The organism is Alcaligenes faecalis (genome assembly GCF_009497775.1).
Lineage (GTDB): Bacteria > Pseudomonadota > Gammaproteobacteria > Burkholderiales > Burkholderiaceae_B > Alcaligenes > Alcaligenes faecalis_D.
Genome location: NZ_CP031012.1, coordinates 3,111,434 through 3,124,463, shown reverse-complemented (window position 1 = coordinate 3,124,463; position 13,030 = coordinate 3,111,434). Strand labels below are relative to the sequence as shown.

11 protein-coding genes are annotated in these 13,030 nt (G+C 57.1%); 6 read left to right on the top strand and 5 right to left on the bottom strand.

The genetic code is table 11. The features are described 5' to 3' along the window. Positions 1-163: 163 nt before the first annotated feature. Positions 164-1,000, bottom strand: a complete 837-nt coding sequence (gene murI / locus DUD43_RS14465; protein ID WP_153230820.1) for a glutamate racemase — start codon at positions 998-1,000, stop codon at positions 164-166. Between the two features lie 158 nt (positions 1,001-1,158). After that, complete coding sequence (locus DUD43_RS14460; protein WP_153230819.1) at positions 1,159-2,505, bottom strand: aspartate aminotransferase family protein; 1,347 nt, start codon at positions 2,503-2,505, stop codon at positions 1,159-1,161. 100 nt (positions 2,506-2,605) lie between these two features. Between DUD43_RS14460 and DUD43_RS14455 the strand changes: the two genes are divergently transcribed. Beyond that, positions 2,606-3,529, top strand: coding sequence for a LysR family transcriptional regulator (locus DUD43_RS14455; RefSeq protein WP_153230818.1), 924 nt, complete (start codon positions 2,606-2,608; stop codon positions 3,527-3,529). Between the two features lie 41 nt (positions 3,530-3,570). On the opposite strand, the gene DUD43_RS14450 is transcribed toward DUD43_RS14455, so the two are convergent. Both DUD43_RS14450 and DUD43_RS14445 read right to left on the bottom strand, forming a co-directional pair. Then, positions 3,571-3,996 carry a lipocalin-like domain-containing protein gene (locus DUD43_RS14450; RefSeq protein ID WP_194273401.1) on the bottom strand — a complete coding sequence of 142 codons (426 nt, stop codon included), beginning with the start codon at positions 3,994-3,996 and terminating at the stop codon, positions 3,571-3,573. Between the two features lie 116 nt (positions 3,997-4,112). Continuing rightward, positions 4,113-5,540, bottom strand: a complete 1,428-nt coding sequence (locus tag DUD43_RS14445; RefSeq protein ID WP_153230816.1) for a PLP-dependent aminotransferase family protein — start codon at positions 5,538-5,540, stop codon at positions 4,113-4,115. Positions 5,541-5,775: 235 nt separating this feature from the next. On the opposite strand from DUD43_RS14445, the gene DUD43_RS14440 reads away from it, so the two are divergent. Genes DUD43_RS14440 through DUD43_RS14430 form a run of 3 tightly spaced genes read left to right on the top strand, consistent with a single transcriptional unit; the run spans position 5,776 to position 8,628 of the window. After that, a complete protein-coding gene (locus DUD43_RS14440) occupies positions 5,776-7,428 on the top strand; it encodes a cbb3-type cytochrome c oxidase subunit I (RefSeq protein WP_153230815.1) in 1,653 nt (550 codons plus the stop codon). A 4-nt stretch (positions 7,429-7,432) separates the two neighbouring features. Continuing rightward, the gene (locus DUD43_RS14435) at positions 7,433-8,041 is read left to right on the top strand and encodes a cbb3-type cytochrome c oxidase subunit II (protein ID WP_153230814.1); all 609 of its coding nucleotides are present in this window, start codon (positions 7,433-7,435) and stop codon (positions 8,039-8,041) included. Further along, on the top strand, positions 8,038-8,628 hold the full coding sequence (locus DUD43_RS14430) for a c-type cytochrome (RefSeq protein ID WP_153230813.1): 591 nt from the start codon (positions 8,038-8,040) through the stop codon (positions 8,626-8,628). Before DUD43_RS14435 ends, DUD43_RS14430 begins: the two co-directional genes overlap by 4 nt. Before the next feature lie 1,094 nt (positions 8,629-9,722). Here the strand turns inward: DUD43_RS14430 and DUD43_RS14425 are convergent. After that, positions 9,723-10,583, bottom strand: coding sequence for a DMT family transporter (locus tag DUD43_RS14425; protein WP_153230812.1), 861 nt, complete (start codon positions 10,581-10,583; stop codon positions 9,723-9,725). A gap of 677 nt (positions 10,584-11,260) precedes the next feature. On the opposite strand from DUD43_RS14425, the gene DUD43_RS14420 reads away from it, so the two are divergent. Then, positions 11,261-11,743, top strand: coding sequence for an AmiS/UreI family transporter (locus tag DUD43_RS14420; protein WP_153230811.1), 483 nt, complete (start codon positions 11,261-11,263; stop codon positions 11,741-11,743). A 131-nt stretch (positions 11,744-11,874) separates the two neighbouring features. Next, positions 11,875-13,029 carry a transporter substrate-binding domain-containing protein gene (locus DUD43_RS14415; protein WP_228125808.1) on the top strand — a complete coding sequence of 385 codons (1,155 nt, stop codon included), beginning with the start codon at positions 11,875-11,877 and terminating at the stop codon, positions 13,027-13,029. The last annotated feature ends 1 nt before the right edge of the window (position 13,030 follow it).

The window sequence follows — 13,030 nt, the reverse complement described above, 5'->3', positions numbered from 1 at the left end:
TCCACAGCTCCACGGCATCACCGCAATGCGGATGTGGGCTTGATCGGAGGGGGTGGAAGAGGAGGGCTGCAACTGGGCAGCGGAAACTAGAGGTCAGTCAGATAGAGCAGCCAATTCAAGCTGCTCTTATTGGATATATCGGGAGATGGAGGACGGCCGGGTTTTACAGTGCGTTTAGCGGCTGTGTCGGGAATGTCAGCATGGTGGGTTCTGCCAGCCCGGTCAGTACTTGGATGACTTTTTGGGCTTGCTCCATGGGGGCGCTGCTGATGAAGGCGCTGTTGCCTGCTTGGGTTTGGGTGTTCAGGCAGTTGGCTTGTTGCAGGCGGCGGTGGACTTGGGCGGCCACGGCGAAGGAGGGTTCCAGGATGTGGAAGCGCGAGCCGCTGATGGCTTCGATGGTGGGGCGCAGGAAGGGGTAGTGGGTGCAGCCCAGCACGAGTGTGTCGGCCTGGCTTTGCAGGGCAGGGGCCAGTCGTTCGCGTAGTTCTGCTTCGATCTCCGGGCCGCTCAGTTGCAGGGCTTCGACGCGGTCGGCCAGGCCGGGGCAGGGAATGCGGATGACTTCTATGTCGCTGGCGTAGCGTTCGATCAGGCTTTGCAGGCCGCTGCTGTCCAGGGTGCGGCTGGTGGCCATCAGGGCGACGCTACGGCTGCGGCTCAGCGCGGCGGCGGGTTTGATGGCCGGTTCGATGGCGATGATGGGGATGTTCAGTGTGGCGCGCAGGGTCGGGGCGGCGACCAGGGTGGCGGTGTTGCAGGCGATGACCAGTGCTTTGCAACCTTGGTCGACCAGCACTTGTGCCATGCGCTGGGTGCGCTCGATGATCCATTCCGGGGAACGGTCGCCGTAAGGGGCGCATTGTGAGTCCGCCAGATACAGCAGGTTTTCATTGGGCAAGGACTGGCGCAGGGCGCGCCAGATGGACAGGCCGCCCACGCCCGAGTCAAACAGGCCGATGGGGGCCTGAGCAAAGGTGGGCGTTGTGGGTGAACTCATGGCGCTGAACGTTTCTTGGGGAGCAAAGCTCGTATTATGGCGCGTTTGTGAGGTTTGGAGCAGGCTGTGGGGACAGCTTGGGGGGAAAGTTAAGGTTTCCAGTTGCTACGACGGGGGCTGGTTTTGGGGCGGCCCGTGGCAGGCCGCCTTTTTAGTGCTTAGGCCAGTTGCTTCAGGACGCCACCGACGGCATCGAAGAGTGAGTCAAGCTGGGCGGGTGTGCTGGTGAAGGTGGGGCCAAATTGCAGGGTGTCGCCACCAAAACGTACGTAAAAGCCTTGTTTCCACAGTTGCAGACCAGCTTCAAAGGGGCGGATAGCGGGGTCGCCGTTACGGGGAGCCAGTTGGATGGCGCCTGCCAGGCCGCAGTTGCGGATGTCGATGACATTCGGGCTGTCGCGCAGTTGGTGCAGGGCCTGTTCGAAGTGCGGAGCCAGGTCGGCGGAGCGTTGCAGCAGATTGTCTTGTTCCAGCAACTCCAGGGCAGCCAGTCCGGCGGCGCAGGCGACGGGGTGGGCGGAGTAGGTGTGGCCGTGGCTGAATTCCACGGCGTGCAGTGGCAAGTCCTGGCCCATGAAGGTTTGGTAGATTTCTTTGCTGGCAACGACCGCGCCCATAGGGATGGCCCCGTTGGTCAGTTGCTTGGCCATGGTCATGATGTCGGGGGTGACGCCAAAGTATTCGGCCCCGGTGTAGGTGCCCAGGCGGCCCAGGCCGGTGATGACTTCATCAAAGACCAGCAGGATGTTGTGCTGATCGCAAATCTGGCGCAGGCGTTGCAGGTAGCCGGTAGGCGGCACCAGTACGCCTGCCGAGCCCGAGACGGGTTCGACAAAAACGGCGGCGATGGTGCTGGCATCGTGCAATTCGATCAGTTTCAGCAGTTCGTCGGCCAGGGTAAGGCCCCCTGTTTCGGGCTGGCCGCGTGTGAAGGCGCAGTCTGCTTGCAGTACGTGGGGCAGGTGGTCGGCATCCATCAACTGGCCGAACATTTTGCGGTTGCCGCCTATGCCGCCCAGGCTGGTGCCAGCTACGTTCACGCCGTGGTAGCCACGAGCACGGCCAATCAAACGGGTCTTGGTCGCCTGGCCTTTGATACGCCAGTAGGCCCGCACCATCTTCACGACGGTATCGGTACATTCAGAACCGGAGTTGGTGAAGAAAACGTGATCCAGTCCGTCAGGGGTGTGTTGCGTCAGCTTGTCGGCCAGTTGAAATGCGGCGGGGTGTCCAAACTGAAAGGCAGGGGAGTAGTCCAGTTGCCCGAGTTGACGATGCACGGCTGCCTGGATTTCATGACGAGCGTGTCCGGCTCCGCAAGTCCAAAGCCCGGACAGGCTGTCAAAGATCTGGCGGCCATCCTGGTCGTACAGCCAGTTGCCTTCGGCTTTGACGACCAGACGCGGGTCCTGCTGGAAGTGCCGGTTCGCGGTAAAGGGCATCCAGTGGGACTGGAGATTGAGTTCACTGGTAATCTGCTGTGGCGCAAAGTAGGGTGAGTTCACGGTGGTCTCCTCAAGGCGGTGAATACCCCCAGTGTAGGCAGCTAAGTTGTTGAGTAAAATACGTTTTTATTCAACTTCACTTATTGTTTTACTCACCTATATGCAATTCAAGGGACTTTTGCAGGTTTCCGATTTTGATTTGCGTCTGCTGCGTGTGTTCAGAACGGTGGCGCAAGTGGGCAGCTTTTCGGCCGCGGAAGGCGTGCTGGGCATTACGCGCTCGGCTATCAGCCTGCATATGAGCGATCTGGAAAAGCGCCTGGGTGGAATCCGGCTGTGCCAGCGTGGCCGGGCGGGTTTTGCCTTGACGGAGGAAGGGCGGCAGGTATTGCGGGCCAGTGAAACTTTGATGGCCGCCGTGGAGAATTTCCGCAGTGAGGTGAATCAACTGCACTCCAGCTTGCGGGGGGATTTGAATATAGGTTTGATGAATAGCCTGATCTCGCAACCTCATATGCACATTACCTCGGCCTTGCGTGCCTTGCGGCAAAACAGCGAGGCGGTGCGTGTGCATATCAGCATGAGTACACCGGGGGAAATTGAGCGCGGTTTATTGGATGGTCGTCTGCATATGGGCGTGCTGCCCGAAACCAATGCCTTGAGCGGGCTGGAGTATCGCACGCTCTATGCCGAGCCTTATTTTTTGTACTGCTCCTGGGAACATCCTTTGTTTGCAGCGGTGCAAAAAGGGACGGTGTCCCAGGAAGCCTTGCGCCGGGCTGCGGCCATTGCGCCTGCTTATCGCATGAGCCCGGAGGCGATCGGGCAGCATCAGGATTTGAATTGTGTGGCCACCGCCAGTGATCGGGAAGGGATCGCCTTTTTGATTTTGACGGGGGAGTACATCGGCTTTTTGCCCGAGCACGTGGCGGCTCGTTGGGTGGAGAAGGGCCAGATGATTGCGGTGGACCCGCAGCAGCGTCAGTTCACGATTCCCTTGTCCTTGGCCATGCGCAAGGACAGGCGTGCTCATGCGATTGTGGATTATTTTCTGGGCCTGCTGGATAAGGCGGTTCACAACTGAAACGGCCAGCAAAGGCTGGCCGCTGGTCACGGAGTTTTTGCTTAAACTGGTCCGGCGCGATGCCACAGCAAGGTGCCCACTCCCAGCTTGCCTGCCACGACCACGGGATCACGGGTGATCAGTTCCAGTGCGCCTTGGGTAAAGCGCGCCAGACGTGGCTGGGGAACGCCTACCCAATCGGGGTTCAGGGACATATCAACAAAGTGGGTAACGCATTGGGCGGCTTCATCCACTTCAAAAGTACCGGCGTAAGCCAGGTAGGTATCCAGTAGCGATTGACTGCTGTCTTGTGCCGTTCGGCTGCTGTTGCACAGTTGTGCCCCCACATAACCTGTTTCTGTATAAATCAGCTGACCGATGGGGTTGGGGCCCAGGCCTGGATAGCTGGGCGAGCCATCTTCCGGAACAAATTCAAAGGACTCCAATTGCCAGACACCGATCAGCTTGTTACGTAAGGTATGGGCCATCAAAAACTCCTGAATAGACAGTGTTGTTGCGTTGTGTAACTGCGCCATCATGCTGTCTTTTCTTTTGCTATTCAACGACTTGCCGATTCTTATTTTCTATCGTCAGGCCCTACGTTTCATGACTTTTTAAGTGGCAATGGTCGGCATAAATTACCCAGAATTTCCAGCGCGTGATCGCTGTGCTCTGTCCAGGGATGGCCAAAGTTAAGACGCAGGCAATGGCTGTAATTCTGGGTGGTTGAAAAGATGGAGCCGGGTGCCAGACTGATGCCTTGCGACAGGGCTTGACGATGTAGCTCCAGGGTCTGCACGCTTTTTTCCAGTTCTACCCACAAGAAGTAGCCGCCCTCGGGGCGGGTTGCCCGGGTGCCTGCGGGGAAGTAGCGTCCCAAGGCTTTGGAGAACTGCCCATACTGGTTTTTTAGCTGAGTGCGTAAACGGCGCAGGTGCTGGTCGTACGCGCCTTTTTCCAGATAGCTGGCCAGGGCCAGTTGGGTGGGGACGGGAGAGGTCAGGGTGGTGGTCAGTTTGGCCTGGGCGACTTCACGTATATAGCGTCCCGGCACAGCCCAGCCGATGCGATAACCGGGTGCCAGGGTTTTTGAGAACGAGGAGCAGTGCATCACCAGTCCCTGGCGGTCAAAGGCTTTGGCGGGGCGGGGGCGTTCTGTGTCGAAGTACAGCTCGCCGTAAACATCGTCCTCGATCAAGGGGATTTCATAGCGGGCCAGCAGCTCGACCAATTGGGCTTTTTTAGCGTCGGGCATCAGGCTGCCCAGCGGGTTCTGGAAGTTGGTCATCAGCCAGCAGGCTTTGGGAGCGTGTTGTTTGATGGCGTGTTCCAGTGCTTCCAGATCAATGCCTTCACGCGGATGGGTGGGTACTTCCAGTGCTTGCAGCTTCATGCGCTCCAGCGACTGCAGGGCGGCGTAAAAGGTGGGCGATTCCACCAGCACAATGTCACCCGGTTGCGTCACCGCTGCCAGACACAGATTCAGCGCTTCCAGTGCTCCGTTGGTAATCACAATATCGTTGGCATTGATGGCCATGCCCTGAGCCAGATAGCGCAAGGCAATCTGGCGGCGCAGGGGGGCGTGGCCTTGGGTCAGGTCATCCACACTGGCCCAGGGATCTTGCTGCTTCAGACTGGCAGACAGGAAGCGGCCCAGCCGTTCCAGCGGAAAGAGCAGGGGGCTGGGGAATGCGGAGCCCAAAGGCGCCACGGAACGTTCGGAGCTGGATTGCAAGATCGCCATGATCAGGTCGCTATTGTTGACACTGGTCGCTTGCAGTGGCGGCTGGGAGGCGGTGTCCGCTTCCAATGTATGAGGCGCCAGATTGGAGCAGACGTAATAGCCCGAACGCGGGCGAGCCTGGATCAAGCCTTGTGCTTCCAGACGGTAATAGGCCTGGAAAATCGTTGATGCACTGATCTTGTGCTTATCCATCAATTGGCGCACGGAAGGCATGCGCTCGCCTGCCGCTACGGTGCCGTCCAGAATGGCCTGGGCCAGCTCCTTGGCCAGAGTCTCATACAGTTTCATGCTGCCCTTTGTACTCAAACTGATACGGTGAATTCGATAAATGTAGTTTTTTTATTATCTGATGGGTATGCCTTCAAGCACAAGTAAACCGCGATTTACGTGGCTTTCAAGCAAACTGATAGGGTTTTTGAAGCTTTAACTGATTCTTGGAATGCTCTGTACCGACGGGTAGCCTTGCCGGGTGTTTTCGTCCGTGCCCCTGCGGGCTGCGGCCTTACCTAATCAGAGGAATACCATGAACCCGACGGCGCTTTTGCTTGCCGCATTCATCCTGTCGATTGCCGGGCTTTTTGCCTTTATCTGGTCCTTGCGCAAGGGCCTGTTCGATGCTGACGTCAGTGGTGCACGCACTATTTTTCACAAGGGCGAAATCGGCCAGCCCGAAGAACCTTCGGCAGATGCTGCCCAACGGCAGGCGCTAAGTCTGGCGGCGGCCGACCATATTGCAGAGAACCATGGTCAGCAAACCAGCGCGCTTGAAATGGCTGCGCGTGAGCAGGCCGATCGTTCCAGCTCCATGCCCGCTTTTTTGCTGATCGTCTGTGCGGTGGTCTGGCTGGTGGTGGCCTCGTTTGCGGGTCTGATCAGCTCCTTGAAACTGCACTGGCCCGAGTTCCTGGGTGATGTGTCCTGGTTGAGCTTTGGCCGTCTGCGCACGATTCACCTGAACGGCGTGGCGTATGGCTGGGCGCCCATGGGTTTGTTGGGTCTGACTATCTGGATGTTGCCGCGCTTGCTGCAAACCCCCTTGTTGGGTGGTCGTTTGGTGATGGTGGGCGGGCTGGTCTGGAACGCAGCGCTGGTTGCGGGGATTGGTGCTTTGGCCATTGGTTTGAATGCGGGCCTGGAATGGTTGGAAATCCCCTGGCAAATCGGCGTGCTGTTCGCCTTTGGCGGCATGATGATTGGTATGCCACTGGCCTTGATGCTCTCGCAACGCAAGGTCAAGCACTTGTACGTGTCGGTTTGGTACATCGGTGCGGCGCTGTTCTGGTTCCCCATTCTGTATCTGGTGGCCAAGGTTCCTGGCGTGCACTTCGGGGTGGAGCAAGCCACCATGAACTGGTGGTTCGGGCATAACGTCCTGGGTTTGTTCTACACACCCATGTCGATTGCCGCCATTTACTACTTCCTGCCCAAAGTCATTGGACGACCTGTGCGCTCCTACAACTTGTCGCTGCTGGGTTTCTGGACGCTGGCCTTTTTCTACGGACAGGTTGGGGCGCACCATTTGATTGGTGGTCCTATCCCTGAATGGCTGATTACCTTGTCCATTGTGCAAAGCATGATGATGGTGATTCCGGTGCTGGCCTTCTCGGCTAACCAGCACTTGACGCTCAAGGGGCATTTCAGTGCGCTGCGTCACTCGCCCGTTCTGCGTTTCATTGTCTTTGGCGCCATGATGTACACCGTCGCGTCCCTGCAAGGTTCTGCTGAAGCCTTGCGTTCGTTGAACTCCATTACTCACTTCACGCACTTCACTGTGGCTCACGCTCATCTGGGTATGTATGGCTTTGTGAGCATGGTGATTTTTGGTGGTGTGTACTTTGCCTTGCCGCGCATTCTGAACACGGCCTGGCCCCGTCCTGCCTTGATCTCCTGGCACTTCTGGCTGGTGGTGGCTGGCTTTGCCGTCTACATGATCACGCTCAGCATTGGTGGCGTGCTGCAAGGTTTGGCCTTGCTGGATCCTGCCCGTGGCTTTATGGAATCGGTGGCGGTCACCATGCCCTGGCTGCAAGGCCGTTCCATTGGCGGCGCCATGATGACGCTGGGCCATCTGGTCTTTGCCTTGCACGTATTGCTGATGATTGTGAAGTCGGGTGCGTTTGCGCTGACCGAGTCCCGCTCGGCTGCGGTGCGCCCTGGCGCTGAGCTGGAGGTTTAAGGACATGGAAAACGAACTGAAGTTGATTATCGGGTCCATGGTGACCTTGTCCCTGGCAACAGCGGCCATGATTGTGGTGCCCTTTTTGCAGTTGAAAGACGAGCCAGCCCCGGAAGGTTTGTCGCCCTATACCAGTCAGGAATTACGGGGACGGGCGGTGTATCGGGGTAATGGCTGCATCACCTGCCACACGCAGCAGCCCAGTACCACGGGCGCAGGTGTGGCGGACGCCAGCCGTGGCTGGGGGCGTGCTTCGGTTGCGGGGGATTATCACTACGACGATCCGCCTTTGCTGGGCACCATGCGTACCGGGCCGGATCTGTTCAATATTGGTGTGCGTCAACCTAGTCAGGATTGGCATTTGGGGCACTTGTACGATCCGCGTGCTTACTCGCCGGGCAGCAATATGCCTCCCTATCGTTTCCTGTTTGAAGCCAAGAACCCGGATCAGGTGCAGCCTGATGAGCGCGTCGTGAGCTTGCCGCCGGGCGTGGCACCGGAGGGCAAAGTTGTGGTGGCCCGTCCGGAGGCTTTGGATCTGGTGGTGTATTTGCAGTCGCTCAAGCATGTGTATCCGATCTTGAGTGCTGATGTGGTGGGGAGTGAGGAATGAACCGACCTGTGCAAAGTCGTCAAAGCGAGAATGCCGATCCCCACGAGCAGTACAACCCGGTTCCGCGAGTGGTGATTCTGGTGATTTTGGCCTTGCTGGCCTGGGCGGTGTATTACATCGTCTCGGCTCAGCCCAATAGCTCTCCTCGTTTGGGGGATCAGCGACCTTTGGCGGTCCTGGCTCCAGCGCCTGGCAGTGCATCTGCGGATGGCAAGCAGTTGTATGCCAATGCCTGTGTGGCGTGCCACCAGGCAACGGGGCAAGGTTTGCCGGGGGTGTTTCCTCCTTTGGCGGATTCAGAGTGGGTGAAGGGAGAACCCAAGGTGCTGGCGCAATTGGTGCTGCATGGGGTGACCGGGTCCATCACGGTGAAAGGTCAGGAATATCAGGGGGCAATGCCTGCGTTTGCAGAGCAGTTCAATGATGCGGAGCTGGCGGCTGTGTTGAGCTTTATTCGCCATGAGTGGGGGAATGAGGTGGATGCCATCACCCCCGAGTTTGTGGCCGAGGCACGGGCTGCCAGTGTGGATCGTAGTCAGCCTTGGCAAGGAGAGAAGGAACTGCAGGACTGGATTGCGGCGCATTGAGGCGGCTGGGATTGGTTCTTCTGGAATTAATAATTAGAAGCACGTTTTGAAACGGTAGCACGCCGGGAACAGGCCCCCGGCTTTTGAACCGATATCTCGCCCGACCCCAGGGTTGGAGATGTCGGTTTTTTTTTGTTTAGAGTCTCTGTGGGGACGCCGCTTGGGGGCCGGGTCCAGGGGGGTGGGCTTGACTACTTGCCGATGCTGCGCATCGGTGCCCTTGTCGATGTCTTGATACGGGCGCACTCTGAACTCGCCCGGTGGTTTGTCCCCCGGACAAACCACAAGCGTCGGGCTCAAACAGCAGAGTGCTTGTATCCCGTATCAAGACATCGCCTGCGGCAAGCAGTCTGAATCGCCCACCCCCCTGGACCCGGCCCCCAAGCGACTCACAACGGAGAAATATAAAAAAACCGATTTGGGGCGGGAGAAAGTGCTGGTTGTAGAGAGGACAGGGGGCTTTTTAGCGTTCCTTGGCTTGGCGCTTGGTGGGCTTAGGGCTTGTTGTTGGCCAAGTTGTTGAGATGGATTGAAGGGTTACTGCCATTGAGCGCAGTGAGGCCAGTTGAAAAAAGCCCAAAAGTAATCATCAATGATGATCAGCATGCTTGCGGTATTTACACGCTGATTATTGGCATCTATCTGTAGCGAGAACTCGTAAGTCAGGGGCTTTTAGGGGGTGTTTTGACGAGGGTTGCTAAAAAATAGAGATCTAGGCATTGCGATCTGTCTCTGAGCACTTGGATCTTGGAAGTAAACCAGCTTGAATCGTGGATATGCATCACTGTGAACCACTTGGGGCCCTCTGCAGGGATTGGGCGGATCAGAGTACTTGCCGCGGTCAGGAGATAGCGTAGGGGTTCAAGCATCCTGCTGTTTGAGCCGGACGCTTGTACTTGGTCCGGGGGACCAAGTACCCGGCGAGTTCAGGATGCGCCCGTAGCTATCTCCTGACAAGGGCACCGGTGCGCAGCACCGGCAAGTTCTCAGCCCAATCCCTGCAGAGGGCCCCAAGTGGTGGCTTCACGGAGACCGATCCCATCATTCAAAGACCGATTTCACTCTCTATGAAACCCCACTTATAAAAAGCAGACTTACGCCGCCTTCTTCCGTAATGTCAGCCACAGACCAGCCAAGATAGCCACCAGTCCCAGCCCTGCGCGAGCTGCCAAGGTATTCCCCAGAATCAGAAAATCCAATCCCGCCGTCACCACAGGCACCAGATAAAACAGGCTAGTGACATTGACCAGATTCCCGCTGCGAATCATGCGATACAACAGCAACTGGGCCAGCACGGAAATCACCAGGCCAAGCCATACCACCGGCCCCCAAAAGCCTAGCGTGTTCTCCCAGCGGATTTCCTGTCCCAAGCCCAGGGACACCAGAATAAACAAGCCCAGAGACAAGGAGTACTGCAAAGGCATTCCTTGCAGGGCCCCCACAGGCTGACGCTTTTGAACAATCGTCCCGACAGTGATGCTTAACAAAGCAGCAATTGCAAATACCAGACCTGTCACGGACAAACGGCTGACAATCAGGCTTTGATAAACCACCAGAATCAGGCCAGTCAAAGACAAGGCCAAACCAGCCATACGGGTCAGGGAAAAACGCCGCTCGGTCAGCGCCAAAGTCAGAATTGGCTGTACACCCAGAATCGTGGCCAGCAGACCCGGTGTGATCCCTTGGGCCAGGGTTTCAAAATAGAAAAACGAATACAGCCCGATCATCAGCAAACCGCTGATGGCAGGCAGCAGACGTTGCCCTTTAGGCGGTAGCCAGCCGCCATTGAAGTGACCCAGCACGATCACCATAGGCAGGGCGATGGCAAAACGCAGAATCAGCATGGCCATAACCGAGCCATGATCCAAACCGATACGAGTGAAAATACCCGCGCTGCCCCAAAGCAGCACGAACAGGGCAATAGCACCCATTTGGGCGCGAGAAGAAGAAGTCATGATGTTCTTTATCTGTCTAAATAAATTAGGTTTGTCTGCAAAGACATTCCAGGCGCATCAAGAGCGCAGGAAAAGAAAAAGAGGTCTTAGGAGCAGACGCTGTAGACGCGTGTGTCGACGACAACATCGGACACGACTGCGACTTGATTGACGACGCCCGGGGCGACGACAGTCATCAGCAAGACAGATGGAGGAGAGCCCGCCCGCAGCGACGCGGCCCGCGATAGGGGCAGAGTGCTTGGCAAAGAGGATGCGGGGCGGTTCATGGAATAGGGATCAGATCGTTAAATCGATGGGCTACTGTAGCACAAAATATATTTAGGACGCCAATAGTCAGCCGCTAGGGTAATCGCTAGTACAGACGACAGACCGGGCTATGTAAGAATTGCATCGATCGCGATTTCAGATCGCTGCGACATTTCCAAATAGAGACGACATCCGCTGCCAATGCTGCCAGCGCCGATGCCGGGCAAAAAGGCCCAGACTGGTTCAGTGCTTGAACCGGTCTGGGCCTTTTTGTTTGCCTGAAATAAATCCGACCTCGTAATTAGGTCGCGAACTATTTGGAACCCTGCTTCGCAGCCCTATGCCATCGTGATACACAGAGCTCACGCAGCGTCAGCAAGGACTGACGCCAGCCAGGCCGGAATCGTCACCTTGTTTTGGAGGCTTATGCCATGTTGGGTGTTGCGCTTTTCTTTATTGGGGCTGTGCTGATTGTTAATGGCGTGGGTTTGACTGGACGTATTGAAAGTCGGGACCTGGCCCCCTTTAACTTGTTGGTGGGGCTGCTGGCCCTGTTCATCAATTTGCTGGGCTTGCAGCGCGGCGAGCAAATGGCCGATTACTTTGCCGTTGCCGGTGGGCTGCTGTTTGCCTTCACCTATCTGTATCTGGCCGTGGTGCAGTGGTATGGCCTGAAAGGAGTGGGCTTTGGCTGGTATTGCCTGTTTGTGGCCATCAGCGCGTTGGCCTTTGCCGGGACTGCCAGCGACCCGCGTTTGATCACCATGTGGCTCTTGTGGTCCAGCCTGTGGTTCCTGTTTTTTCTGGCCTTGGGACTGGGCCGGTCCTTGCGTATCTTGCCCGTGTACACCGTCCTGATCGGCGCGCTGACCTGCTGGTTGCCCGGCACCTTGATCCTGATGGATGCCTGGTAGTTCACATAGGGAAGCAAGCTCGGTGGGGGCCAGAGTAATGCAGTTTTTTGGAGTAACCTGATGCTCGCTCGTAGTGTTTACCGGCAGGTCTGTCGACCTGCGCCCCTACCATGCTAGACAGGAGATGGACTTTGGCTCACAACGAACCCGTACGCGTCGGCGTTCTTTATTCCGCAACCGGCATGACCTCTACCATTGGTCAGTCGCAATGGCAGGGCACCAAACTGGCGATTGAGGAAATCAACGAGGCCGGTGGCCTGCTCGGGCGCGAGCTGGTGGCGGTGTGTTACGACCCGGCGTCCAAGCCCGCTTGCTACGCTGAACAGGCCGAGCGGCTGATTGTGCAGGATCGCGTCAATGTGATCTTTGGCTGCTATATGTCCAGCAGCCGCAAGGCCGTAATCCCGATTGTTGAAAAGTGGAACAAGCTGCTGTTCTATCCCACGCTGTACGAAGGTTTCGAGTTCTCGGGCAATGTGATCTATACCGGCGCGGCGCCCAATCAGAACAGTGTGCAGCTGGCGCATTTCATGACCAGCAATTTTGGCGCGCGGGTCTACATGATTGGCTCGGACTATATCTACCCCTACGAGTCCAACCGCATCATGCGCGAGCTGGTCATGCAGCATCCCGATAGCAAGGTGCTGGGCGAACACTATCTGCCACTGGATGCCAGCGAGAGCGATTACAGCCTGATCATGGAAGATATACGCCAGAAGCAGCCGGACTTTATTTTCTCCACCGTAGTGGGGGACTCCACGGCCAATCTGTATCGCGCTTATGCCAATGCGGGCTTTAATCCGCAAACCATGCCCATTGCCAGCCTGACGACCTCCGAGGCCGAGATTGCACAGATGGGCGCAGCAATTGCCTGTGGGCATTTCACCGCTGCACCGTATTTCCAATCCATCGAGTCGGAGGTCAATGCGCGTTGCCTGGCCAGTTTGCGCAAGCGCTTTGGGGCCGACTGCCACCCTAATCTGTGTTGGGAAGCTGCCTATTCACAGATGCATTTGTTCGCCAATGCGTATCGGCAATCTGCCAGTGATGCGATCGGGGATTTGCTGCCCTACCTGCTGGGTAGTGAACTGGATGCGCCTCAGGGGCGGATCAAGGTCGATCCCAATAATCACCACACCTGGCTTTATCCACGGATTGGACGCATCAATGCCGACGGCGAATTTGCGATTGTGCGCCAGGCAACGCGCCCGGTCTCGCCCGACCCGTATCTGGTCACCCATTCTTTGGGCGACTGGACTGCCAAGCTGGATACTTTGGAGACATAAA

What these genes read in the sequence shown, in the direction of transcription:
- murI (WP_153230820.1), bottom strand. Translation starts at nt 1,000, where the DNA reads ATGAGTTCACCCACAACGCCCACCTTTGCTCAGGCCCCCATCGGCCTG.
- DUD43_RS14455 (WP_153230818.1), top strand. Translation starts at nt 2,606, where the DNA reads ATGCAATTCAAGGGACTTTTGCAGGTTTCCGATTTTGATTTGCGTCTG.
- DUD43_RS14450 (WP_194273401.1), bottom strand. Translation starts at nt 3,996, where the DNA reads ATGGCCCATACCTTACGTAACAAGCTGATCGGTGTCTGGCAATTGGAG.
- DUD43_RS14445 (WP_153230816.1), bottom strand. Translation starts at nt 5,540, where the DNA reads ATGAAACTGTATGAGACTCTGGCCAAGGAGCTGGCCCAGGCCATTCTG.
- DUD43_RS14440 (WP_153230815.1), top strand. Translation starts at nt 5,776, where the DNA reads ATGAACCCGACGGCGCTTTTGCTTGCCGCATTCATCCTGTCGATTGCC.
- DUD43_RS14435 (WP_153230814.1), top strand. Translation starts at nt 7,433, where the DNA reads ATGGAAAACGAACTGAAGTTGATTATCGGGTCCATGGTGACCTTGTCC.
- DUD43_RS14430 (WP_153230813.1), top strand. Translation starts at nt 8,038, where the DNA reads ATGAACCGACCTGTGCAAAGTCGTCAAAGCGAGAATGCCGATCCCCAC.
- DUD43_RS14425 (WP_153230812.1), bottom strand. Translation starts at nt 10,583, where the DNA reads ATGACTTCTTCTTCTCGCGCCCAAATGGGTGCTATTGCCCTGTTCGTG.
- DUD43_RS14420 (WP_153230811.1), top strand. Translation starts at nt 11,261, where the DNA reads ATGTTGGGTGTTGCGCTTTTCTTTATTGGGGCTGTGCTGATTGTTAAT.